Consider the following 22,989-nt stretch of genomic DNA (forward strand, 5'->3'; position numbering starts at 1 on the left):
ACAAGCGCGAGGTCACGAACAATCTGCAGGAGGCCTGGCGGCCTTACCAACAGATGAGGCACAACCCACGGATGAAACAACGACGCTATGGCCAACGGCACTTCGATCGCACTCCTGCTCCGCGGCAACGCTCCATCGACCAATGATCGCAACCTGACCGCAATTCTTGATCTCTTTGAAATTCCCTGGATTGCGCTGACAGCCGACGAGGCGCGCGGGAACAATGTAGCCGCGCTAACAGCAGGTCATCAGCAATTCTCCGTCCTGACTTCCGCGGCCTGTCTCGCCGAAGTCCTACAGTGCAACAAGACTGAGGTGCTTCCGACGTGGTTGGCGGCAGCCACTTCAATTTTCGTCTATGGATTTCAAGCTGCGGATCCCTGCAGGTCTCTGTTGCGCCAGATCACCGGAGACCCCGAGGCGGAAATCCACGGCTCCGGTCAGTGCCCAACGACCGTATCAGTCACCGATTCCTTTCCGGAAATATGCGGCCCGATGTCGGGACTGCAAATCCAACTGGAGCGGGCCGCCGATACCACGCTCGTCGTCCGCAACAGCAACCTTCGGAGCATCGTCGAAGTGCGCGAGGGACATCTGTTCGCCGAGTTCACTTATTCCGGTGTCCGCATTTTTGCTGACTCGTCACCGACGATCGTGGACATCCGCCAGCGCGCGGCGAGCTACTTTGATGTGAAGAAGTGTTTCGCCGGCGCGGTGCCAGTCGTGATGTATCTGAAGTGGGCGTTCCGCGACGTTTGCTTGACGAGCGTTGAAACAAGCGCCTGCCTGATCATCGACGATCCGCCTTTGTGGCCTCGGTACGGTCTCCTGGATTTTGACGACCTACTGCAGCTGGCTGACAAGCTGACATTCGCCACGACCATTGCCTTCATTCCATGGAACTGGAGACGAACAAACCGCGACACTGTTGCTGCCTTCCGAGAAAGCAGCGGGAAACTGTCCGTCTGCGTGCACGGCTGCGATCATACACGAGGTGAGTTTGCAGCCCGCTCGCCTGAGCTGCTCGACAGAAAGCTGAAAACCGCCAGGCTTCGGATGCAGGCCCTTCGCAAATCCACCGCGCTTGACCACGAAAACGTGATGGTTTTCCCGCAAGGGGCATTCTCGCCTGAGGCAGCCTCGGCGCTCAAGCGAAATGGCTTCACCGCGGCCGTGAACACCGAGGTCGCACCAGCCAATGATGCGCTGAACGAAACCACACTCGCTGATCTCTGGAGTGTCGCCATCGTCCGGTATGGGAGCTTCCCAATCTTTACCCGACGATACATCGACCACGGCATCGAAAACTTTGCGTTTGACGGCCTCCTGGGCAAGCCGTGCTTCATTGCCGGGCATCACGATCTTCTCCGCGGCCGGGGTAGCGAACTGGCGACATTCCTCCGGCTTCTCGCATCCTTGCAGTGGAAACTCTGCTGGCGACCTCTCGAAGACGCGGTTCGCCGCAGCTACAGCATTCGATCCGATGGCGAAACAATCCGAGTAAAAATGCTCGCCGAGCGGCTTCTCTTCGAGAACGGCGGGGCCACGACGCGACGGATTTGCGTCATGAAGCGCGAACCGCAGGTCGCTGCCTTAAAGGGTGTTGAACTCAACCAAGGCCTCATCCCGTACGAATACATCGACGGATATGTTCGAGTAACGGTCGACGTCCCGCCGGGCGGCGCGGCGGATATACGGTGCATTTATCGCGAGCAGCTGCACGGTCCGCCCGCCTCAGAATCGATCCGATACCGGTTCGGGGTGGCCGTTCGGCGATATCTATCTGAACTTCGTGACAATTACGGTCACCTACTTCGTTCTCGCGCGTAGCCGGAGACGAACCAAAGCGACGTGATCAAGCCGCTTCGGCCCGGACACATTGCCTCCATCATGAAGCTTCGAGCATGGGCGGTCCCGACCGCTCGCCCCTCCGACTTGTCAGCCTCTCGCCAGCGGCTACCACGCGTGTCCAAAGGCAGTTGAAGTGGACACGGGTCTCGAGCATTCGATCTCTTGCTTCTTGTCCCCAACAACACGGTCTGCCATCTGCCTCGCCCGGCCCGTATCCCTTGCCGCTGCGGCGCCGGCTGAACCAGGAGTTTCGGGGCCGATCCATCATCGAATGGCCCAGCGGCTCTCAAGTTCGATCAACCTCCGCCCACGATCGGGATGCGGATCGGCTAGCGCCGTTCAAACCCGCTTACTATTGCCGAAACCGGAATAGGTAGCCCGAAAAAGTTCAGGCTCCGCAAGCCTGAACGAATACAATCGAGCTGCACTTTGGAAGGCGCCGCGGACGCGTAACGCGCTCTCAGAATACCTGCCCGAAGACTATCTCTGAATGAAGCCATCGACCTTGCAGACAACCCCTAAACAGCCGCCGGTGTTGCCGACGCAACCTGATGCGCGTGATGGATCAAGATGAAAATAGCGGTGTTCGGACTCGGTTACGTAGGCATGACGGCGGCGGCTTGCCTCGCAAGGCAAGGGCACGAGGTCATCGGCATCGACATCAGCGATGAGAAAGTCGCGATCGTCAATGCGGGGAAATCTCCAATAACGGAACCCGGCCTCGATCAGCTTGTCGAATCCGCTGTCCGAAAGCGCTTGCTGAGCGCAACGAAGGACGCGAGCGGGCATCTCGACGGCTGCACCTTGGCAATCGTGTGTGTGGGAACGCCCAGCGCGCCGGACGGATCTCACAATATGAGCTTCGTCGCTGAAGTTTCCCATCAGATCGCCGACCTCATCGGCCCCACTCGAACGACGGCGCTAACTGTCGTGTTTCGTTCCACGATGCGGCCCGGTACCATCGAGGATCTGGTTCTCCCGATTTTCGAAAGCGCATTGAACGGCAGGATGGACCTCGTCGACGTCGTCTATAATCCCGAGTTCTTGCGCGAGTCCGTAGCGATCGAAGACTTCTTCAATCCGCCGAAGATCGTGGTCGGAACAAAAGACGGGGAACGATGCCCGGTCCTTGACGAACTGAACGCGAACATCGCGGTGCCCGTCTTCTACACCACCTATCGTACGGCGGAGATGACCAAGTTCGTCGACAACTCGTTCCACGCAGTAAAGATTGCCTTTGCCAACGAAGTCGGCCGCGTTTGCGACAAGCTCGGCATTAGCGCGACAGCCGTACACAAGATTTTCGTTTCTGACACCAAGCTCAACATTTCACCCTACTATTTGAGGCCGGGCGGCGCATTCGGCGGTTCCTGCCTGCCCAAGGACGTTCGTGCGCTCCAATACATCGCCAGCGATGTCGGGGCGCATACCTGGCTCGTGGATTCGGTGCTCAGATCGAACGACGAGCACAAGAACTTCCTGTTTGAGAACTGCTTGAAAGCAGTGCCGCCTGGTGGACGCGTACTTATGTTGGGACTTTCGTTCAAGGAGAACAGCGACGATCTTCGCGAAAGTCCCAACATCGACCTGGCTCGCAAGTTCCTCCGCTTGCACATCGGCCTGTCGATCTACGATCCACACGTCGAGCCGTCGAAACTGCTGGGGCAGAACCTTGGCTATGCGTTCGCCAATTTGCCCGCCCTTCGCAAGTTGCTGATCGCAAAGTCCGCCGCCGAATCGGAGCTGTTCGACCTTGTCATTGATACCCGAGGGTGGGCGAAGCAAATGGCGCTAAACGCAAAACGGGTAATTGATGTCAACACTCTCTCATGACGACACCGTTGCGCGCAAATCCGAACAAGCGGGCGTTGGCTCGGTTCGTGGCCGGGTCCTGATCATCGTCGAAAATCTTCCGGTCCCGTTCGACGGCCGGGTGTGGTCGGAAGCGACCACGCTGGCGCGACATGGCTACGAGGTGTCTGTGATCTGTCCCAAGGGACCGGGCGCAACGGCCTCATTTGAGATGCTCGAGGGAATAGCAGTCTATCGCCATTGGATGCCCGCGGAAGGCCGCGGGGTTCTGGGTTACGTCATAGAGTACAGCGTGGCGTTGTTCTGGGAATTCGTGTTGAGCGTGAAAATTCTGGCAACGCGCGGATTTGACGTGATCCATGCCTGCAATCCGCCCGATCTCATTTTCCTAATCGGTGCGTTTCATAAATTCTTGTTCGGGAAGTCTTTTGTCTTCGATCAGCACGACGTCAATCCGGAGCTCTACGAGGCGAAATTCGGACGTCGCGGCCTTCTTTGGCGCGTCATGGTTCTGCTCGAGCGCATCACATTCGCGTTGTCGGACGTCGCGATCGCGACCAACCAATCGTATCGCACTGTTGCGATTGAACGGGGCCGAATGAGCCCGGATCGTGTGTTCGTTGTGCGCTCCGCTCCGAATGTGTCCCGCGTTCGCTCGCTTCCACCGGACCCCGCCTGGAAGAAGGGACGACGGTATCTTGTCGGATATGTGGGCGTTATCGCGCGGCAGGAGGGGCTCGACCTGTTGCTGGATTCGATCAAGCACATCCGCAGCACACGCAACCGCGATGATATCCAGTTCGTGATCGTCGGGGGCGGACGGGAATTGGAGGAGCTCAAGACGCTTGCAAGAGCGCTTGAAGTGGACGACGTGGTCACGTTCACCGGCCGTGTCGATGATGCTACGCTATTTACCATTCTGTCGACGGCGGACGTCTGTGTAAATCCAGACCGCCCCAGTTCGATGAACGATATGTCGACGATGCACAAGATCATGGAGTACATGACGTTGGGTAAGCCCATCGTCCAATTTGACCTCACAGAAGGCCGCTTTTCGGCGGGAGATGCATCGTTGTATGTGCAGAATGCCGACACCGCCGAGTTCGGCGATAAAATACTGAAGCTTTTGGACGATCCGGCGGCGCGTGAAGCTATGGGCGCATTCGGCCAGAAGAGAATCAATGGCGAACTCGCCTGGCATCATGCATCGACGAAGCTTTTGGCGGCCTATGAAAAAGTCTTCAAGCTAAGGGCGAAATGAGGACGGGAACCTCTTCTTCAGACGCTTGGCTCCCGTTGCAGAACGCCATCAGCGCAGTCCACCAGACGGCGGCAGACCGGGCCATCGACCGAATGCCATGCGCTGCCTGTTCATGGCAGATCTCGAGCGGCTCAACCTTGCACGCCCAATCCGCCAATCGAGAGCGCCAGGCGGACAATCGCACACTGAACAAGAGCCCAGCGGCGGATCGTTTTGCTTCACCGCGGCCGCATCCATCGGACCAGGAAACCGGTGCCGCCGGCGACGTTGCGCACCGCGGGTCACGGTCGCTCCGACGATACTGGCGTTAACGATCCGGTCGTTATCATCAAGTTTCGGTAATTGACGGCAACGGTCTCGGGCGCCGACGACCGATAGATTCCGAATTCCCAATTGGTGCCGACCCCAAAGCCCAGCGGCCCGCTGTAGCTCACGACCGGTGCCCCATCGATCCAGACTTTCAGGTAGCCGGTCGTGTCGTTCGAGAATTGGGTCTGCATTTTCACGTCGTGATACTTGCCGGTCACGATCGGGTTGGGGTCGGTCCAGAGTGTCTTGGTGACGACGAAACCTGCGCCGTTGCTCGGGTTCTTGCCCGGCGGGCAGTAGCGCACAAGCACCTGCAGGTGATCGCCCTGCATGTTCAGCGCGACCGGCGGCGAGGTTCCGACGCCCGAGGAGTCATCGTCGTTGTGCCACTGTCCGACGATGAACCAACCGGTCGCGCTGTTGACGAGCGCGCCGTTGCTACCGTTTGCCTCCACCATGAGCTGGTAGCTGAGCGTGATGGGCGTGGCGGCCGGATAGGTCACGGTGGAATTGATCTCGGAACGATCCACGGACGAGCTGTCGTACCACGCATGGTCGCCCTTGCGGACCTCGAAGCGCAGGGTTTGGGGGTCGGGATTGGTTAGACTATAGCCCTGGTCTGCAACGTGAACGCCGTAACTAACGTCGCCGATCCGAAAGCGGGTTCGAGGCTTACCGGAGAATGCCGTGACCGACGACGCAGCCGTTCTGCTAGTTCCTGCATTCCCATCGGTGCCAGCAGCATTGTTGGTCTCGGCGGATGGGCCCTCAGCCAACAGCCTTCTCTGACCACCTGCATTAGCAATGCTCGATGTCGATCCATTAGGGATTTCCGTCACACTCCCAGCCAGCGCGAAGATGAGGGGTAAAACTATTCTCATTGCCATCCCTGTTCGGTCCCGCGACCGTCGCAAAATGCGCAGTCATGCCAAAGGTAACCCATTCAAATATCGATGCAATTTATCGGGGGGCTCAATCGAGGGAAAATAAGGACTACCGCCAGGCGTCAGCCCCAAAGGAATGCATGATCAATTGCATCGCGACTCGGAGCCTTGCAGTCAGCGTGTCTGCCTCGCTGGCGGTTCACGCTACCAGAGCGTCCACGGCGGCCATGCCGATAGGACCCATGTCTCGCTTGTTGACGCAAAAGATCCAACGGGCGGATACGATTGAGCGCTCACCACGCGCGCCCCGCGTTGCTCGTCGCCAATCTGCATGGACAACGACCGAGCAGCTCAGTGCATAACAGCCGCACCCAAGTGCCTCGACCTTTCCACAAGGGGTGTCAAGGCCGCCATCAGCTCGTGAGTCTTCACCATCGGGGAATGATTTGCCTTGACATAGATCTGGCATCGCCGACTGAGCGCGTTGTATTCGCCCTGGTCCATGTTCCAGATCTCACTCACAGATCTTGAAAGCGCCAACTCGTCTTCAACTGAAGCGCCGAGAACATGACGCTCGACGATCGCGTCCGGATCCACATGCCGGCGCGTCACGATCGGTGCGCCGACGGCCAGCGCCTCCAGAAATGCATTCGAGAAACCCTCGAAATCCGAGGTACAGAGGAGCATTGTCGCTTCCGACAGAAATTTCTGAACGTCCGCCCGCCGCACATAGCCGACCAATTCCACGTTCGGCAGCTGACGCAAGCCATTCAAGGCGTCCAGCGTCGATTGATCGGTGTTGGGCGACGTCATCCCCGCCACGCGAAACTGGACGGCCGGCAATGCCTGGGCAATCCGAAACAGCGAGGGCAGATTCTTCGGATAGCGGAAGACACCGAGCCAGGCAACGTATCCGCGTTTTGCGCGCGGCAACGGAGCGGCCGCGTCTTCTGCTATGGCAAACGGATTATGCAGGACGTGGATTGGCTTGTCCGGAAAGAGCGCTGCCAACTTTCCGCGCTGATACTCATTCTGACAGAGAAACCCGGCGGTGCGATGCCGGGCCCACGAATAGGATATCCATTCATAGGATGGCAGAAGCGCCTTGCATCGCTCATCGACATCTATGTCGCTCACAACGCGATAGACGAATGGGATCTTCAGCTGATCGGCGACGAACGCCATGATCGCGGTGTGTATTCCACATACTCCCTGGATCAAAATATCCGGGCGATAATCGCGGGCAGCCGCCAATACTTTCGGAACATACGAATAGAAATACTTCGCGACCCGAATACCACGCGCGGGATCGTAGGTCTCTATCAGTTTGATCTGCTGTCCCGAACCGACATGCTCCAGCGCGCCCTTCCAGGTGAGAACAGCGGTTTCGTGACCGGCGTTCTCAAGCGCACGCAGCCACACTGCGAGTTCGATCGCCCACCCGCCAATCGGGTAGTTCTCATCTTTCATCAGATAAGGGATGGAAAAGTCCATCGAGAGAATACGCACTGTACACCTCGTGCCCAACGGGAACGCACCATGAAAAGACGTTCTGCGACGCTTTGCCCGTGAACTCGGGGTGAACGGCTTCTCAGTTCGTGTAGCGAAAGAGCCAGCCTTGCCTGCATCGAGAAGTTCGATCGTCCCGGGTCAAGCCGACAATACGATAGTCTCAATCTCACTTCCCTCTCGTATCTTGGCTACCGTCTCAAATCTGTTTGCGCCGTTAAGCCGGAAGAGCGTGCCGTGATTGGTGCCGTTCGCAAGCGTTCGATTCACAATGAGGAACGAACCGGAACCGACCAGGCGATCCCTCAGGTTGCCGACCGCGCCGCGCAACTGCGCTTCGTTGAAATAGCCATGATTGAGCAGGTTCGACACGCGGATTGCGTTGAACCGGCCGCGCAGTTGGGCAGGGTTAGGCGCCAGAATGTCATCCTCGGCAAAGCTCAGCCGAGCGTCGTCGCGGGCATGCGGGTTCACCAGAAGGACTTCCTTTCCCTCTTCCCGCATGTTCGTCAGGGGCAGCAGCACGCCTGCAAGTGTGTTCAGCCCGGCGACCACGAATCCGGTGCCGTTGAGAAAATCTCGGGGACCATTCAGGTACCAGCGCACCGGACGGTTGGCTACGATGTGCTGAAGCACTTTGCCATCCCGATCGAGAAGGACCTCATATCCTGGCAACAGGCGCACGAGGCTCCCGCGCATGCACAGATCTGTCGCCAGAATCTTCGCCTCGATGCCAGCGCGCGTCAGGGCATCCGCCCATTCGACGGAGGAAATCCCCGATGATACGCCGACGTCCATGATCTGGCTCGGCTTGCTGCCAAGCTTCTTCCACTCATCGATAACCAGCTTGTTGAGATCGTCGAGGCGATGATGGTCGGTGGTCTTGTAGGTGCCGTTCCGCAGGCGGATCGAGGCAAAGAACGCCGCTTCCTGTGTTTGCGTAAACGCGTCACCTTCCGTCAAGAACTTCCTTGCATTCAGAACCACGCCGCCCCCAAAACCGCCGGAGAAGCGCATCAGGACCGTCATATACTGCACCCTCTGCTCGGCTCGTTTCTCTCAGAATCGGTCGAACTCTATCGATTGAAGGCACACTGCTCCGGGTGCGCCCCGCTTCTCTCACAAGCATAATCTTTTGGATCGATACGCGGCTCGACTCTTTCGGATTACCCATTCTCGATCACAGCGAAAGCCGCGCCAGCCGGCTCCGATAGTGCGCCGACCAGGAGAGCCGTTCGGCCGTCTGGAAGGCGTTCTTCTCGCTGCAGACGCGGCGTGCGGCGGCGGATTGCACCGACAGCGGCGGCCGTTTTCAACGGTTGACGACTTCCCTACCGGAAGTGCCGTCGTCTTGCTAGAAATCCTCCCATGGTCCAGTCCACTGGCCGCCCGCGGAGCTCCACGTCGATGATCTTCAACGTCGGCCGTATCGCCTTGCTCGTCGTCATGGGAAGCATCGCAGCCGTCCAGGCTTCGCTTGCGCAGGACGGCGCGCCCCCAGGCGGCACTGGCGACTTCGAACTGCGCATGCAGCGTATCGTGAATGGATTGCGGGCTGACACCGCAGCCGCACCTCCGATGAAGCTTGCTAAACGAATGAACGAACTGCACGTTCCTGGCGTCAGCATCGCGGTGGTTCATGACGGCGTAGTCGAGGCCCGTGGCTTCGGGGTTGCCACCATTGGTGGTCCGCCTGTAACGCCTGACACTCTATTCCAGGCGGCATCGATCAGCAAACCGGTTACTGCTGTGGCGGCGCTCGCGTTGGTTCAGGCCGCAAAGCTCGACCTCGATGGCGACGTCAATCTATACCTTAAGACCTGGAAGCTCCCTGTTAACTCGTTCACCGATCGATCGAAGGTGACGCTTCGAAGACTGCTGAACCATTCGGCTGGCATAACCGTTCCCTATTTTCCGGGGTATCCCGCAGGCGCACCCATTCCGTCACTCGGCGATGTTCTCAATGGCGCGTCGCCGCCATGTCGTTATCTAACCCGGTTCGAGCCGTCAGCGCACGATTGGTTTGCACTATGCGGTTCTGCAAATACCGCGCCTGTCGTTGTCGATCATGAGCCTGGCACACGGTTCGAGTACTCCAGCGGCGGCTATACCATTGTGCAGCAACTGCTCATCGACGTGACCCGCAAACCGTTCCCAGAATTGCTTGAAGAAGTTGTCCTCAAGCCGTTCGGAATGACCCACAGCAGTTTCCTACAGCCGCTGCCAGAGAATGACACTCCAATGGCCGCAACACCCTACCGGGCGAACGGAGAGCCGGTGCCGGGCGGTCCGCATATCTATCCCGAGCTGGCTGCCGCTGGATTGTGGACGACACCTACTGACGTTGCGCATTTTGCGCTAGGTGTGGTCCGCGCCTGGACCGGTCGAGATGCATCCGTGCTGTCGCAGGCTACGGCTCTCCAAATGCTCACACCGGGCCTTGGCAACTACGGACTTGGTCCGATTGTACTAGGGGTCGCTCCGCATCGACGAATTCTACACCCAGGCGTCAACGATGGCTTCGTCAGCGTGATGACGATGTTCGAAAATGGAGACGGCGCTGTCATCATGACGAACGGGGATCAAGGCAGCGAGTTGGCCAACGAAATCATGCGCGGTATCGCAACCGAATACGGTTGGCCAGATGGCCAGCCGAAGGCCCACTGACGAGTGAACGTCCCGCCGTGGCTCCTCACCTGATCACACCCGGTCTTCGTCGATCGCGCCTGGGAGGAGCATCCACCAGGATCCGGATAATGGCTGAGCCTCTCTCGACGGCCGTCGCGTCCTCGCGCTGGTATTCAGGCGACCCCAGAATGCAGATCACCTTCCATCACGCCCCGAGAACTCCCCATTCTCTCCGGACCTCAGCCAGTGTCCGATAGTATCCGGTCACAAACAACATCGCCACATAACACACCAGAACCGCAGCCGGACCAACCAGCGCGGCTACCGGAGCCGGCGCCTGCAGCAGATCAAACGAAAACCGTACCAGCACTGCCGCCAACACCGATGCGACCAGAATTAGACCAAGGTTCTTCCAATCCTGCAACCTTGCGATCGGGATGCTCATCACCTTTGAAAGTCTTCTGAGAAACAAGATATACACAACGAAAGTCGTGATTACCGACCCGATCGCCGCACCCGGCAAACCGTAGTACCAGACGCCGGCCAGGCTTGTTAGAATGGCAAACGGAAGGATCGCGGCCTCATAACGCATGTTGGCCGAGCCCTGTCCAAATACATTGAGCAGAGTCGTAATCTCGGTCGAGATCAATGTTTGAATCAGATAAATGCGCAGCACTGGAGCGCCACTCACGTACTCCTTCGTAAACAGAAACTGAATGACTTCTTCCGCAAAGACGAACAATGCCGCGATGGCGGGGAACATGACCGCACTGATGATAACGTTGCCCTGATTGTTCAGCCGCAACAGCTCTTCGTGGCGGCCCACAGAATGGAAATGACTCATCTTCGGCAAGAGCAAATTCCCCAGCCCGCCTCTCAAGACTTCGAACGGCATAAGAAGCATGGTTGCGATTGAAAAGATGCCGAACATCCCCGACGAGAACATCGTCGCGACAATCCACAGTTCTGCCTGTTTCCGGACACTCCACAGCAGGCCGGCCACGCCGAACGGAAGGGCGTAGCGAAGCTGCGTGCGGAACTGCTCCTGCTCAATTGGAAAAAGTCGAATGCCGCAATAACGCGCAATGAAGACGGCAAGAAGTACTACGCGCACGCTAGCTGCAATCAAAGCCGCAATCAGCACCTCTTCAAATCGATGAAAAACGACTGCCGCGGAAATTATGAGCGCGGCTCTCAGCACGGACGAAGCCAAGATCGCTTGCGCTTGCCAACGGATCTGCCCCACGGCGTTGGGCAACACGTCCAGCAATAAGCCCAGATTCCAGACAAAGAGAAACATCGCCAGCAACAACCCGTGGGCGTGCAGCAGATCTTTCATGCCCGATGGCAGGACAGGACGAAAGGCAAAAACCAGAAGCACCGCAACCGTCGTTGCGGCGAGCAGGAACAAGACCGTCTGCCCGACGTAGACCCGCCGTCCCTCTGCATCCAGCCGGACGAAGAAGAAAAGCAAACTCCGGGGCATGTTGAAGGAGAACAACAGGGCCACCGTGGTTACGAGTAGCCAGAACAGCCGATATTCACCAAACGCCGTTGGGCCAATCGTTCGCACCAGAACGATCGGCGTCAATAGCATGATGACTTGCTCGGTGTATTGTGCAGCCGAGAGCGCAATTCCTTGCCGCAATATGGATGCCATGGGTCAGCGACCTACCGACGGCGTCGACGGCCGAAAGCCCAAACCGCAGTCTGCGTACTTTCCAAGAACACGATCAGAAATCACTGATGGACTCCAGAAACATAGGACAGGACGATAATCGCACGAGGCGAACAACCATTTCATGGACACTGGATCACTCTCGCCTCACCTCTCTCGAGCCACTCCTCGTCAATCTTGTAAGACCAATCGCTGCATCATCCTGTCGGACCACGGGCATTAAACCGAAAGCAGCCATGACCTGAACTCTCGCGGCACTCACACCGAGGCCAGGAGTGCATCCATGTCACGAGCGACCTTGTTCCAGGTGTAGTGCTCCAGCATGACTTTCCGCGCGCTCTGGATCATGGAGTGCCGGAGGCTTTCGTCTTCGATGAGCAACTTGATCGCAGCAGCGACTTCCTCCGGCTCATCAGCTCGCATGTAATCGACGCGGTCTCGCGCCATGCCAAGCGCTTCGATGCCTATTCCCGTTGAAACCACGGCCAACCCCATGGCAAACGCCTCAAGCACCTTGTTCTTTAATCCGCTGCCGATTCGCATCGGGTTTACCATTATCGGATACTCAGCGAGCACCGAGCGGATGTCGTCGACGAATCCAGTGAGGCGAATGCCGTCGTCTCGCCTTGCTTCCTGCAGAAGCCAACTTTCCGCATCCTTGCCCACCACGCACCATTCGATCCCGGCCGGAGCCAAGTACGGTCGATAAACGTACTCGTAAAAGAACCGAACCGCATCACAGTTTGGTTTGAAGGCAAGGTTGCCCCAAAATGCAACTCCCCTCCGCTTGGCGACACGCGCATTTGAGTCGAATGTGTCCGCCAGGTCGGGCGAGACTCCGTTCGGTACCGTGCTAACGTTCGCAGTTCTGCCAGACAGCCTGGAAACCGTATCAGAATCGGCATCATTGACGGTAGTGACGTGGTCGAACCAAACGGGCAAACACGCCTCCGCCCTTGCGCGGCGCGCGAGCATCAGGCGCGCGTCGAGACGCGTTCTCAGCTGCGCGGGCCACGGCGGAAGGAACTGTATTTGTCTGGTCAGCGTCAAAACCTCACTGTCGATGAGATCAAAGAGTATCTTCTTATCGCTCGAAAACGGTCGGACGAATTCTGCAAGCACGAGGCAGAAGACAATCATGTGATCGATACTGTTCTCTTCGCAGAAGTCCGCTATCGCTTTGGTAACCGTTGAAAAGTGATCTGGATAAGAGAGCGAGAAGTAGTCCGACTCATTTCGACGGAAGTGCCTCTTCAGTGAGGGCCTGTGAGCCGGAAACTTGGGCGTTTCCGCAATCTTTTTGAAGACATCGGACAAGCCAGCCAAGCCGTCGCCAGATTGATCTGTTGAACCCAGGTTGACCGTCAAAAGGTACAGTTCATGCCGCTTCGCCAATTCGCGGCACAAGTGCCACACGCGGAGGTCATGCCCGTTGGTCAGGCTTGCGAGCGGCTTATGCGTTACGACCAGGATGCGCGTCACGACAATTCGTTGATCTTGGACTGCGGTAGAGCGGCACCAGGCACAGCTTGATGCGACTAGACCCTTGGGCCCGGCCGTTCATCTATCGAGTGGAGCCAAGCTTCCCAAATGGATTTGAACTCATTTGGCTCTCCGGCGCAACGGGAGGTGGCGGTCCCATTGGAGCGCAGCGTGTCGCTGGGTTGCTCTTCGTGAGTAGTACTTTGGCACCGAAGAGCTGCGATGGGTGCCTGGGTCCCCTCCCGCACACGCTGTGTCGTTGCCCGCGGCGGGGTCGGGACACCGGTGCGGCCTCTACTGGGGCAGCGGACATTCATCCGGAATAATGAAGAAATTTCCCGTGAAGTTCTTGACGCCAGATCCGGCGGGCTCGAGCACGCCATGCTCATAGCCGTACATACGGTAGCGCTCGCGTTCGAACATTGCACGAATCTCGTTGCGGTTCTCCGGCTTCCATATCTCGCAGAAGATCAGCGGACGGCAGCGCCTTATCAGTTCCATGCCTCCTTTGAGCACCTCGGCCTCGAACTCCTCGACATCGATCTTGATCGCGTGCACGTCTGTGCGTGTCTTCAGCTCCGGAACGTCGTCGAGCGTCTCTATCTTGATTTGGAAGCGGATGCCTTCCTTGTATTCGCAGTGCCCGTCGTCGACTTGGCACAGTGCGTGTCGTTTGATTCCGCCTATCACGGGCATGATCATCGGAAGCGCTGCAGCCTGGCGGCCCAAGCCGCATTCGTGAACGGTCACGTTGGCGAGCGTATGCTGCGCGACCACGCGCGTCAGGCTCCTGAAGTTCTCGGGCCCCGGCTCGAACGCATGGACTCGGGAGCCGGGCTTCGTGGCCGCCAGAAAATAGGCCGTCACTCCGATATTTGCGCCGATGTCGAGGATCACGCCGTCGTTCGGCACCATGTTAAGAAAGTACAAAAAGTCGGCTTCATAACGGAATGTCTTTATCGTAGCGATGCGCGCTTGAGCAACGAAGAAGAGATAGTTGTCAAATCCGAGAGCGCCGATGAGCAGGCGCTGCGTGAGACGCTTGAGCGGGCCTATCATTGGAGCGGTCTCTGCGGAGCACAACGACAAATCGTTCCGGCCGGCGTGGAGCATATTTCGCACCACTGGACCGTATATGTAGACTGAACTTGGTCTCCGGCCGTCACACAGCGAATCGCATTTGGCATCAATCTGGAGTGAGCGAAGAAGCGGCTCCGCATGATCTCATCGTCATTGGCACGCTGGCCCCAGATTTCGATCGGGCTGTTGTGAACCACTATCTCCTGCCCGAACAGCGTCATGCCGAAATGTACCACAGTTGGAACGATGCGAAGTGAAATGTCGCCATTAAGCGGGCTCGATTGCTCCGTTGCAAGACGGCCACCTTGTTCAGAGACGGAGAACTGGAGTTACCTCCACTGGCTTGTCGTTGCGGTTGCGGCGCCCGTGTCACCCGCATCAAGCGGTGCGCGGCCCATGCTGAGGTTTGGCGCGCGCGAAGACAGGCGGGCCAGGTTCACCATCATCGCGATGAGAAGGAACAGGTACATGTTCTCGAACGATGGGAATACCTCTCGCTCTGTAAACATACTTATTCCATAGCCGACGATGCACGCAAACAAGGCCCAATACAGGTCGCTATGCAACCGCCGGCCGACGCGCCACGCAGTTGATACCCCGACGCACATAAGAACGAGAAGAATGCAGGTCGCGATCGCTCCACAGTCGAGAAAGAAATCGATGATTGCGTTGTGTGCATGGGTCGCTTGTATGAGCGTTCCCGTGTACCAGGCTTCGCTAGTTATAATTCCGGACCGACCCGCACCGAACAGAAACAGGCCGAGATCACTCGTCCATTCATTGAGCAGCGGGATCCAAATGAAATCTACGCGGCCGGTAAGCAATTCATCAGCCGACACTTCCGACGAAGTCCCGTCGAAACCAATGGAAAGGATGGCGTACACAGTTGGCGCGATCCAGAGAACGGATGCGATGGCCACCATCGCGGCGCCGACAGCCAGGACAGCAAATTTGCGCTTGTAAATCAGAATCAGAACGTAGGAGCCCGCAACGGTTAGAAGCGCGCTACGCGATGAGAGTAGAAGGAGCCCCAAAAGCGACAAGGCGACGGGCACTATCCAGAGTGAGCTACGCGTAAGTGCCTTGTACAGCAGCAAAGGCGCCGTGCAGATGTATATCGTGCCCATCGTGTTGTAGTGGATGCCGAAGTAGGCTTCACACAAATCGTTAACGGCGGCCCGCCCTGAAAGCGCGGCCGATGGATTCATGAGGGCGACGAAGATGAAGCTGGCCGACAAGAGCAGAATCGAGACGCAGATTGCGTCGACGACTGTCTCAATCTCCGAAAATGAACGACATCGCTTCAGAATGAACAGAAACGGCAGTATGTAGAACGCCGGAACCATGCCGTATGACATGATGTAATCCAGATAGGACTCTGGAAATACATCCGGGAGGCGCTCATGAAGCAGAGGAGCATTCGGGATCGACCTAGCGAAAGCAATGATGAACGTTACGAAATACAGCAAGAGAATGCGAATGGATGTCCGTTCGATTTTATCGGTCGCTGATAAGAGCGAAACTCGGAATAACAAATAGACCAGGACTCCCGCTGACAGCAGGTTGAAGGGCTTGCAGCCCTGTATGCCGAGTAGGTTCGAATTAACAAACGGCACTCGCTGAAAGGGCAATATGAAAACGACCGCCAGAAAGAGCCATTTTGCACTTTGGCCGAGCGAGTACGCAGACGCGCGATGATAGGGAGTTCCGCCACCATATCTTAACGCAACGGTCATGACGGGCCGGCTCCTTGCCTTCCAGCGCGACCGAACTCGAACGCACGGCTTCTCGGTGCGCGCCGGCTCGCAAGCCCCTGAAGCTCACCTCGAGCGCGCTTGAGCGGTTCTATCGACATGGCCACACCGCGTCGAATCCGCACCCTGTCTTCATCCCAGCCACAAGCTGGACGGCTTGCGAACGCAAATTCCATCGGCCTTCCAGATGGCCCCCGGCCACCGTCATCCCAAACGTTGCGCCTGGGATGCGGCTCACGCCACGATCTCTGCGCCCCGCTCGCCGGGCCAAGGCGCCATCGTGCCTGATACTGATCGTCCGATGGCGCCTGCCCGCCCGCCGTCCATCATAATGCACCCCGAGCGTTGGCAAAAATGGCAACTCCGCCCTCACCCCGAACCCGTAAGGCGTACTGGTCTGGTCTTTGTCGATGTCTCAGATTGATGATCCGGTCGAACTGGGTCCGGGACAGGCCACTCGGCTCTATCATCGTCGCCGCGCAAGATGTCCCACGCACCGAAGTGGATGCGGCCATCCATCAGATCCTGCAGGACAGCGCCGGCGAGGCCAAGAAGCAGCCCGCCAAAGAGCGCTATTGCAAGCACATTCTTGGGCTTTGGCGAAGCGGCCCTCAGGGGAGGCAACGCCTGAGTAATCAGGCTCGCGGCAAACACCGGCGAGGACTGTTGTCGCGTAGCCTCCAGCCTGCGCAGCATGTGACGAAAATTATCATAGGCAGTTTTGGATGATTCCGCAGCGGCTACCAACTTATCCATATCGGCAGCGGAATCCGGTGCATCCTTTTTGTTTCTGTTGAAGTCCTCGAGTGCCTTCTGCGCAGCTGACGCTTGAGTGCTCAAGCCATTCAGTCGCTCCCGGACCCACGTCTCATCTTGCAACGAGCCGCCCTGGTCCATTTGGTGAGTAATATACTTTTCCGCGACGGCGTTCAGAATCTGCGCTGCTCGATCAGGATCTTTGGAACTGAAGGTGAGTTCGACAAGGTAAGTGGGACCGACACGCTTGGCGGTAAGCCTTTGTCCGAAGGATTCGACGGCGTAGCGCATGGCGCTACCCTTGCCTTCCGGTCTGGTCCAGCCGAGCAGACGCGATACCGACAGCACGCTACTACCCTGACCGCCCGCAAATTCCGGATCATGCGCAAGACCGAGCTTCTCGATCACGGCACTGGCGATGCTCTCGGACCTAATGATGCCGATCTGACTCTCGACAATCGTTGCGACTGCCGCAACGTCGCTGGGGGTCGCTTTCGAATCCACGATAAGTTGAGCCTTGGAAACAAACGTTGGAACCGCCATGATGAGGTAGAGCATGGCAACGCCAAGCGCTGCGCAACACGCCAGTGAAATGGTCAACAGGCGTCGCCTTATGAAGGCAATCACCGCTCGCGGGGAAATGACCGACGTGGGATGAAACTCCGGCGGCGGCGGATCGTCCCGATTCATCCAACTGTCCGTTGTATTCTGTAACATTTTCATTCCAGCGTTGATAATTGGAGCTCCGTTGCGGCAGCTAGGTCAAACAGCGCAAGTGGGCTCACTCAAGGAAGCAAGGCTAGCGGACGGTGCGGCCGGCTGAGTCACATCAATAGGCATTCATGCGCCTTTCGAGACGAGGGTAGCTGGCCGAAACCGGCGAGTGGTCACCGCATCAACCTGTGATAGACGACGGCCGCGAAACGAGCCGAAATCACGCTGGCGAGGAATTCGGCGGCGGCCATAGCCAGTGAAGCCATCAACCGGCCCGACGGCACCCGCTGAATTCACCCTGCTGCTATGGAGCGGATGCGCCGGAAGGTCGGCGGAGGCCGGCATGCTGGTGAAGAACACATCGTTCATGGCACTCTACGGCCCAACGGCTCATTTCCAGCTGAATCAGTACATTCCGGGTCACAGGTTGGGAAAGGCAATAAATGGGTAATTACGATGGTCCATTGAGCCGGGGCCCGACCGGACTAAATTCGAGTGGCGATCCGCTCGCTCGCACATCTCCATGGGTCTGATGCAACTTCGAATTGACGATCAACAAGGCCGATCAATCGAGAATGTGGGCGGCACGTCCTGCCCCCCGACAGATGTGGGAACGAACCTCGGTTTTGCCGATCGTCCGTCTCGTTGGCTACCGGAGTGTCAGCGGTGTTGACGTGTCGACACGCCGACAGATTCCGCGGGTTTCATCCTGGTGACCACGTCGCAGAGAAAGTTGCCGTCATGCCGAACCTCATACCGCGCAAGCGTTTCAAATTCAGTATTCTTGGCAACGACATCGGTGGTTACGTCAAATGGGGCTTGGCCGCCCTCGCCTTAACGAGTTCAGTGGCACAAGCGAAAGCCGACTATCTCGTCAATGCCGGAGATGTGCTGGAGGTCGCGGCCGCGGGCGTGCCGGAGTTGCGATCTCGTGCAGCCGTCCAGACGGACGGGAACATATCGTTGCCGCTCGTCGGAGTGCTTCAGGTAGCGGGCCTGAGCTTGCCGCAGATCCGAGCCAAGGTCGGCGCTGCACTAGCGAATAAGGTATTTCGACAGAGAAGTCCGGAAGGGCGTGAAAGCGTCATCGTGATAGATGCAGATGAAATTACTGCAACCGTGGCAGACTACCGGCCAATATATATCAATGGAGATGTCTCGAAGCCGGGTCAGTATCCCTACCTTCCGTCGATCACCACACGTCAACTCATAGCGTTGGCGAGCGGTTACGACATCATGCATGTGAGAATGAACAATCCGTATCTCGATCTGGCGGACCTGAGAGCCGAGTACGGATCGCTTTGGACGGAATTCGCCAAAGAGCAGGCGCGCTTGTGGCGTATCAAGACGGAACTTGGAGAAGCGACCCAGATCGCTCCAGACGCGGCGAAGGAGGCACCGATAGCTCGATCGGCGATTTCAGAAATCTTCAAAGCTGAAACGGAGTATTTGAAGGCGAAGCAGAGTGACTATCAGCAGGAGAAGGATTTCCTCCAGCGCGGTGTTCGGCAGGGAGACGAGGAAGTGCGCGTGCTGTCCGAGCAGCAAAAGCGGGAGGAAGAGGGATTTCAGTCGGACCAAGAAGAGCTGCAAAAGGCGCAAGATATGTTCGCCAGAGGTACCCTGACCAGCCCGCGCGTTACAGATGCGCGTCGAGCGGTTTTACTGTCGTCAACCAGGAAGCTGCAGACCTCTGCGCAGCTGCTGCAGGTCAAGAAGCAGCAGGATGACCTTTCCAGAAGGCTGACAAAGCTCGATGACCAGCGGCGACTTGACCTGCTGCGCGAGCTGCAGGACACGAGCTTGAGGCTTAACCAGGTTCGGGAGAGATTGCAGGCGGTGGGTGAGAAGATTCAGTACACCGCTATGGTTCGATCACAGCTCGTGCGAGGAAGCGGAAGCAAGCCCGACATTACCATCGTCAGGAAGGGCAAGAACGGGCCGGAACAGATTGCCGCAAACGAAGATACCGAATTGCAACCAGGCGACACGGTCGAGGTATCCTTGCGATACCAGGACCTTCCGGACGTACCTCCCCGAAAGCTGAGCGGTTTAGGCCCCTCACCGGCGACGGGCCGAACTGCTGTGACGGAAGCTGATGCGCCTTCAGTCGGTATCAGATGAAGAGGTCGGCCCGATCGCTCACGGTTGCGAGCTGATGGGCCTGGGACCGCGCGTGTCCGCAAATGTCAGCGATGCAGCGCGTCCAGCCGAGCTTTCGCCTCCTTGATTCCTGCTGCATCGGCCTTGGCATACAGCGCCTTTGCTTTGCTCGCATCGCTGCGCGTGCCGTAAGTTCCCCATTTTGCCAGAACCAACGGATCGTAGGTTTCTGCCAGCGCAAAGCTCGCCTGGGCACTGCCCATCTCGACGGCGCGCTCAAGCACAAGCCGCGCCGCACCTACATCGCCCTGCCGAAGCAGGGAACTCGCACGCGCGACCAACCCCGCAGCTTCCGCAACATGCTCGGAAGCGGGCTGAACAACAGCGCGAGCAGGTGCCAAGGGTGCCTGCTCGAGGATCGGATTGGCAGCCACGCCGATGGAGCCGGACTTATCAGAGCCGGTCGAACCGGTCGTCAAGGCGTCTGACACAGCGGCAAGCCCTTTGTGAGCCTGGGCCTCATAGGCATGGATCGCGCTCCGCGACAGGAAGACGTTCTGCGCCCTCACGCCTGCGCTTTCGGCACGCAGTTGCTTCAACTCGGCAGCCTCGGCTTCTGTTACCTTCTTCTGCAGCAAGACGTCCTCGTTAGCCTTTGCGGCCCTCGCCGTCTGCACCTCACTATCGCGACGCGCTGCTGCCAGGTCCTGTTCCAGCCGTGCGGACCGCTCACGCTCCTTTTGCAGGTCCGCGGCGGCGCTCTTGCTCGCTGCTTGCAATCGGGATGTTTGCTCGCTTGCCTGCGTCACCAGCGCGGTCCTACTCTCGACATCACGTCGCACCGCCGCCAGATCCTGCTCCAGCCTCGCGGATCGCTCGCGTTCCTTTTGCAGGTCCACGGCGGCGCTCTTGACCACTACTTGCAGCCGCGTGGTTTCGTCGCCTGCTTTCGTCACCAGCGCAGTCTTGCTCTCGGCATCACGCCGCGCCGCCACCAGATCCTGCTCCAGCCTGTCAGCCCGCTGACGTGCCGCCTGCAGCAGGTTCTGCGACTCTGCCGCGCCGTTCTCCCTCTCCCGCTTCAATCGAGCTGTTTCATCGCTTGCTTTCGCCGCCAGTGCGGCCTGGGCCTCGACTTCACTGCGAGCCGCCGCAAGATCCTGCTCCAGCCGGGCCAATTGTCCGAGTTCGGCGGGTGAGGCTTTCTGCGCTGAAGCCGTGCCGCCTTCAGCCGCCCGCCTGAGCTCCGCCACCTCTTCTCCCGCCTTCAGGGCCTGTGCCTCATATGCGTAGATCGAGCTGCGTGCCTGGGAGAGCTCCTGCGCAAGCGCGTCGGCCTTCGCGCGCGATTGCTTCAGATCGACAACCACCGCTTCCGCCGACAGCTTCTGACGCGAGACTTCCTCGCCCGCCTTTGCCGCCAGCGCAGTTTGGGCCGCCAGATCACGCCGTGTCGCCGCAAGATCCTGCTCCAGCTGCGCGGACCGCTCTTCTTCCCTTTTCAGGTCCGGCGTTCCGCTCTCCCCCGCGGCTTTCAGCCGGGAGGCTTCTTCGCCTGCCTGCACCGCAAGCGCAGTCTGAGTCTCCAGATCACGCCGCGCCGCCGCAAGATCCCGCTCCAGCCGAGCAGATTGCTCGCGTTCCTGCTGCAAGTCGGCTGCGTCTCTCTCCCCCGACTGCCTGAGGCGGAACGCCTCCTCGCTCGCTTTCGTCGCAATTGTCGTCTGCGTCTCCAGCTCCCCTCGCGCGACTACGAGATCCTGCTCGAGACGCGCGAACTTTTCCGGGTAGCGAAGCGACCCGGTATCGCTCGCAGCATCTTGTCCGAGTTCGGCCAGTTCTCCTCCAACCGCACCGGCTTGAGCTTCGTAGGCCTGGATTGCGCTCCGGGTCAAAGAAAAGCCGCCTGCCAACACTCCAACCCTTGCAGGTTGCCTTGTCTCGGCCGTGCCGATCTCCCCCGCCCGCTTCAGCCGTAAAACTTCCTCGCCTGCTTGTGCTGCCAGCGCGGTCTGGGTCTCGACATCATGTCGCGCCGCCACGAGATCCTGTTCCAGCCTTCCTGCCCTCTCCAGCGCTTGTTGCAGCGCATCCTGCACCCCCGCGCCACCCTGCACGGCTTGTTTCACCCTGGCAGCGTCTTCGACGGCCTTGTTGGCCAGGGCAGTCTGGACTTCGAGGTCGCGCCGAGCCGCGGCGAGACCCTGCTCCAACGTCTCTGCCCTCTCACGCTCGTGCTCGATGCGCTGCAACAAGCCAATGTCAAGCCTTGCAGTGGTGAGTTCGCAGGACAGGCTGCCACCCAAATCGGGCTCCTGGTCCGAGGGAGGAGGCCCGCTCTGGTCGCGCCCTCCCTGTGCGATCAGCGCCGGCCGCTTGGTACCGCCTTCGTCCCGCGGCGTAGCCTCGGAATTGCCGTCCTCCGCTGCGGCAGCCGAATTGGCAATGCGCAGCGCCATCGTTTGCTGCGCATCTGCCGCGAGACGCACAGGATCGGGCGACGCCCGTGTTGCTTCTGGTGCCCATGCGATTGCGAGCATGGCGACGGCCGTCGACCACAGGAGTACAGGCTGTGCAATACTGAGCAGGCGTCGCGGCGGTGCGCCTGCGATGTCGGAGGCGGTGCCTACTTCATTGTCGAGGAGAACCGTGCGGTCCATCCGCAATCACCCTTTCGTTTGGCGACACGATCTATCGAGGTGCGGCGTTAAGTGCCCTACCCTCGGCGCGAAGCCCATGATCCGGATTGACGCACCGCTCCCCTTCTCACCGAGATCGCTGTAACATTGCGCGACGTTGGTCGCATTGTTAAGGAGCGGATTGTTCGTGAGCACCAGCACCGCGCGCACGAGCACGGCAATCCGCCGTTTGCGGTTCGTGGCACTGCTGCATTTGTTTTCCCATGGGGCCCTGCCTTCGCCGATCCGAATTTTCATCGTAGTTTCGTGCAGTTCGCCCTCACACGCTATTTCCCCTTGGAGGAGCCCGCCTAACCCTTCCGGATTAGGCGCTCTCCCCACCCTGACCTGACGCTGCAACGAGGAATCGATTGACCGGTGCATCACCGCGCACCAGGAACACCGCTCGACCACTGGGATGGCAGGAGTTCGAAACACCGATCAACTGCGCACCGGAATATTTACAGAGGTACGGATTCGCCGTGCCGGT

At 58.6% G+C, this 22,989-nt stretch carries 16 protein-coding genes; 6 read left to right on the forward strand and 10 right to left on the reverse strand.

Annotated elements, in window-relative coordinates; genetic code table 11:
* Window positions 1-87 precede the first annotated feature (87 nt).
* The 3 genes from HAP47_RS26605 to HAP47_RS26615 all read left to right on the forward strand — a co-directional run bounded on the left by HAP47_RS26605 (window position 88) and on the right by HAP47_RS26615 (window position 4,924).
* Window positions 88-1,830 carry a hypothetical protein gene (locus HAP47_RS26605; protein ID WP_173642073.1) on the forward strand — a complete coding sequence of 581 codons (1,743 nt, stop codon included), beginning with the start codon at window positions 88-90 and terminating at the stop codon, window positions 1,828-1,830.
* Window positions 1,831-2,421: 591 nt separating this feature from the next.
* The gene (locus HAP47_RS26610) at window positions 2,422-3,684 is read left to right on the forward strand and encodes a nucleotide sugar dehydrogenase (RefSeq protein WP_173642072.1); all 1,263 of its coding nucleotides are present in this window, start codon (window positions 2,422-2,424) and stop codon (window positions 3,682-3,684) included.
* The gene (locus HAP47_RS26615; RefSeq protein ID WP_173642071.1) at window positions 3,665-4,924 is read left to right on the forward strand and encodes a glycosyltransferase family 4 protein; all 1,260 of its coding nucleotides are present in this window, start codon (window positions 3,665-3,667) and stop codon (window positions 4,922-4,924) included. The genes HAP47_RS26610 and HAP47_RS26615 overlap by 20 nt, the downstream gene beginning before the upstream one ends.
* A gap of 281 nt (window positions 4,925-5,205) precedes the next feature.
* Here HAP47_RS26615 and HAP47_RS26620 read toward each other — a convergent pair whose 3' ends face one another.
* From HAP47_RS26620 to HAP47_RS26630, 3 genes are all read right to left on the reverse strand, one after another.
* Window positions 5,206-6,009, reverse strand: coding sequence for a heparin lyase I family protein (locus HAP47_RS26620; protein ID WP_173642070.1), 804 nt, complete (start codon window positions 6,007-6,009; stop codon window positions 5,206-5,208).
* A gap of 459 nt (window positions 6,010-6,468) precedes the next feature.
* Complete coding sequence (locus HAP47_RS26625) at window positions 6,469-7,626, reverse strand: glycosyltransferase family 4 protein (protein ID WP_173642069.1); 1,158 nt, start codon at window positions 7,624-7,626, stop codon at window positions 6,469-6,471.
* Window positions 7,627-7,767: 141 nt separating this feature from the next.
* Window positions 7,768-8,655 (reverse strand): hypothetical protein, encoded by an 888-nt coding sequence (locus HAP47_RS26630; protein WP_173642068.1) that lies wholly within the window; start codon window positions 8,653-8,655, stop codon window positions 7,768-7,770.
* A gap of 378 nt (window positions 8,656-9,033) precedes the next feature.
* On the opposite strand from HAP47_RS26630, the gene HAP47_RS26635 reads away from it, so the two are divergent.
* Window positions 9,034-10,293 carry a serine hydrolase domain-containing protein gene (locus tag HAP47_RS26635; protein WP_173642067.1) on the forward strand — a complete coding sequence of 420 codons (1,260 nt, stop codon included), beginning with the start codon at window positions 9,034-9,036 and terminating at the stop codon, window positions 10,291-10,293.
* Window positions 10,294-10,459: 166 nt separating this feature from the next.
* Here the strand turns inward: HAP47_RS26635 and HAP47_RS26640 are convergent, their stop codons facing one another.
* From HAP47_RS26640 to HAP47_RS26650, 3 genes are all read right to left on the reverse strand, one after another.
* Window positions 10,460-11,914, reverse strand: coding sequence for a lipopolysaccharide biosynthesis protein (locus tag HAP47_RS26640; protein ID WP_173642066.1), 1,455 nt, complete (start codon window positions 11,912-11,914; stop codon window positions 10,460-10,462).
* Between the two features lie 276 nt (window positions 11,915-12,190).
* Window positions 12,191-13,414 (reverse strand): glycosyltransferase family 4 protein, encoded by a 1,224-nt coding sequence (locus HAP47_RS26645; protein ID WP_173642065.1) that lies wholly within the window; start codon window positions 13,412-13,414, stop codon window positions 12,191-12,193.
* Window positions 13,415-13,708: 294 nt separating this feature from the next.
* Window positions 13,709-14,473, reverse strand: coding sequence for an FkbM family methyltransferase (locus HAP47_RS26650; protein ID WP_173642064.1), 765 nt, complete (start codon window positions 14,471-14,473; stop codon window positions 13,709-13,711).
* Between the two features lie 137 nt (window positions 14,474-14,610).
* Here HAP47_RS26650 and HAP47_RS26655 point away from each other — a divergent pair, with 137 nt between their 5' ends.
* Entirely contained in the window at window positions 14,611-14,751 is a 141-nt protein-coding gene (locus tag HAP47_RS26655; RefSeq protein ID WP_173642063.1) for a hypothetical protein, read from the forward strand.
* Window positions 14,752-14,823: 72 nt separating this feature from the next.
* Here the strand turns inward: HAP47_RS26655 and HAP47_RS26660 are convergent, their stop codons facing one another.
* Window positions 14,824-16,230 (reverse strand): O-antigen ligase family protein, encoded by a 1,407-nt coding sequence (locus HAP47_RS26660; RefSeq protein WP_173642062.1) that lies wholly within the window; start codon window positions 16,228-16,230, stop codon window positions 14,824-14,826.
* Window positions 16,231-16,617: 387 nt separating this feature from the next.
* Window positions 16,618-17,694 carry a GumC family protein gene (locus HAP47_RS26665; RefSeq protein ID WP_173642061.1) on the reverse strand — a complete coding sequence of 359 codons (1,077 nt, stop codon included), beginning with the start codon at window positions 17,692-17,694 and terminating at the stop codon, window positions 16,618-16,620.
* 765 nt (window positions 17,695-18,459) lie between these two features.
* Here HAP47_RS26665 and HAP47_RS26670 point away from each other — a divergent pair.
* Complete coding sequence (locus tag HAP47_RS26670; protein WP_173642060.1) at window positions 18,460-19,842, forward strand: polysaccharide biosynthesis/export family protein; 1,383 nt, start codon at window positions 18,460-18,462, stop codon at window positions 19,840-19,842.
* A 65-nt stretch (window positions 19,843-19,907) separates the two neighbouring features.
* Here HAP47_RS26670 and HAP47_RS26675 read toward each other — a convergent pair whose 3' ends face one another.
* Both HAP47_RS26675 and HAP47_RS26680 read right to left on the reverse strand, forming a co-directional pair.
* Window positions 19,908-22,481, reverse strand: a complete 2,574-nt coding sequence (locus HAP47_RS26675; protein WP_173642059.1) for a hypothetical protein — start codon at window positions 22,479-22,481, stop codon at window positions 19,908-19,910.
* Window positions 22,482-22,487: 6 nt separating this feature from the next.
* Window positions 22,488-22,757 carry a hypothetical protein gene (locus HAP47_RS26680; RefSeq protein WP_173642058.1) on the reverse strand — a complete coding sequence of 90 codons (270 nt, stop codon included), beginning with the start codon at window positions 22,755-22,757 and terminating at the stop codon, window positions 22,488-22,490.
* Window positions 22,758-22,989: the final 232 nt, after the last annotated feature.

It is taken from the genome of Bradyrhizobium sp. 41S5, from assembly GCF_011516665.3.
GTDB classification, from domain to species: domain Bacteria; phylum Pseudomonadota; class Alphaproteobacteria; order Rhizobiales; family Xanthobacteraceae; genus Bradyrhizobium; species Bradyrhizobium quebecense.

Bases quoted from the DNA above. Each gene is read 5' to 3' on its own strand.
- HAP47_RS26605 (WP_173642073.1), top strand. From the start codon at position 88: ATGGCCAACGGCACTTCGATCGCACTCCTGCTCCGCGGCAACGCTCCA.
- HAP47_RS26610 (WP_173642072.1), top strand. From the start codon at position 2,422: ATGAAAATAGCGGTGTTCGGACTCGGTTACGTAGGCATGACGGCGGCG.
- HAP47_RS26615 (WP_173642071.1), top strand. From the start codon at position 3,665: ATGTCAACACTCTCTCATGACGACACCGTTGCGCGCAAATCCGAACAA.
- HAP47_RS26630 (WP_173642068.1), bottom strand. From the start codon at position 8,655: ATGACGGTCCTGATGCGCTTCTCCGGCGGTTTTGGGGGCGGCGTGGTT.
- HAP47_RS26635 (WP_173642067.1), top strand. From the start codon at position 9,034: ATGATCTTCAACGTCGGCCGTATCGCCTTGCTCGTCGTCATGGGAAGC.
- HAP47_RS26640 (WP_173642066.1), bottom strand. From the start codon at position 11,914: ATGGCATCCATATTGCGGCAAGGAATTGCGCTCTCGGCTGCACAATAC.
- HAP47_RS26650 (WP_173642064.1), bottom strand. From the start codon at position 14,473: ATGATAGGCCCGCTCAAGCGTCTCACGCAGCGCCTGCTCATCGGCGCT.
- HAP47_RS26660 (WP_173642062.1), bottom strand. From the start codon at position 16,230: ATGACCGTTGCGTTAAGATATGGTGGCGGAACTCCCTATCATCGCGCG.
- HAP47_RS26665 (WP_173642061.1), bottom strand. From the start codon at position 17,694: ATGAATCGGGACGATCCGCCGCCGCCGGAGTTTCATCCCACGTCGGTC.
- HAP47_RS26670 (WP_173642060.1), top strand. From the start codon at position 18,460: ATGCCGAACCTCATACCGCGCAAGCGTTTCAAATTCAGTATTCTTGGC.
- HAP47_RS26675 (WP_173642059.1), bottom strand. From the start codon at position 22,481: ATGGACCGCACGGTTCTCCTCGACAATGAAGTAGGCACCGCCTCCGAC.
- HAP47_RS26680 (WP_173642058.1), bottom strand. From the start codon at position 22,757: ATGAAAATTCGGATCGGCGAAGGCAGGGCCCCATGGGAAAACAAATGC.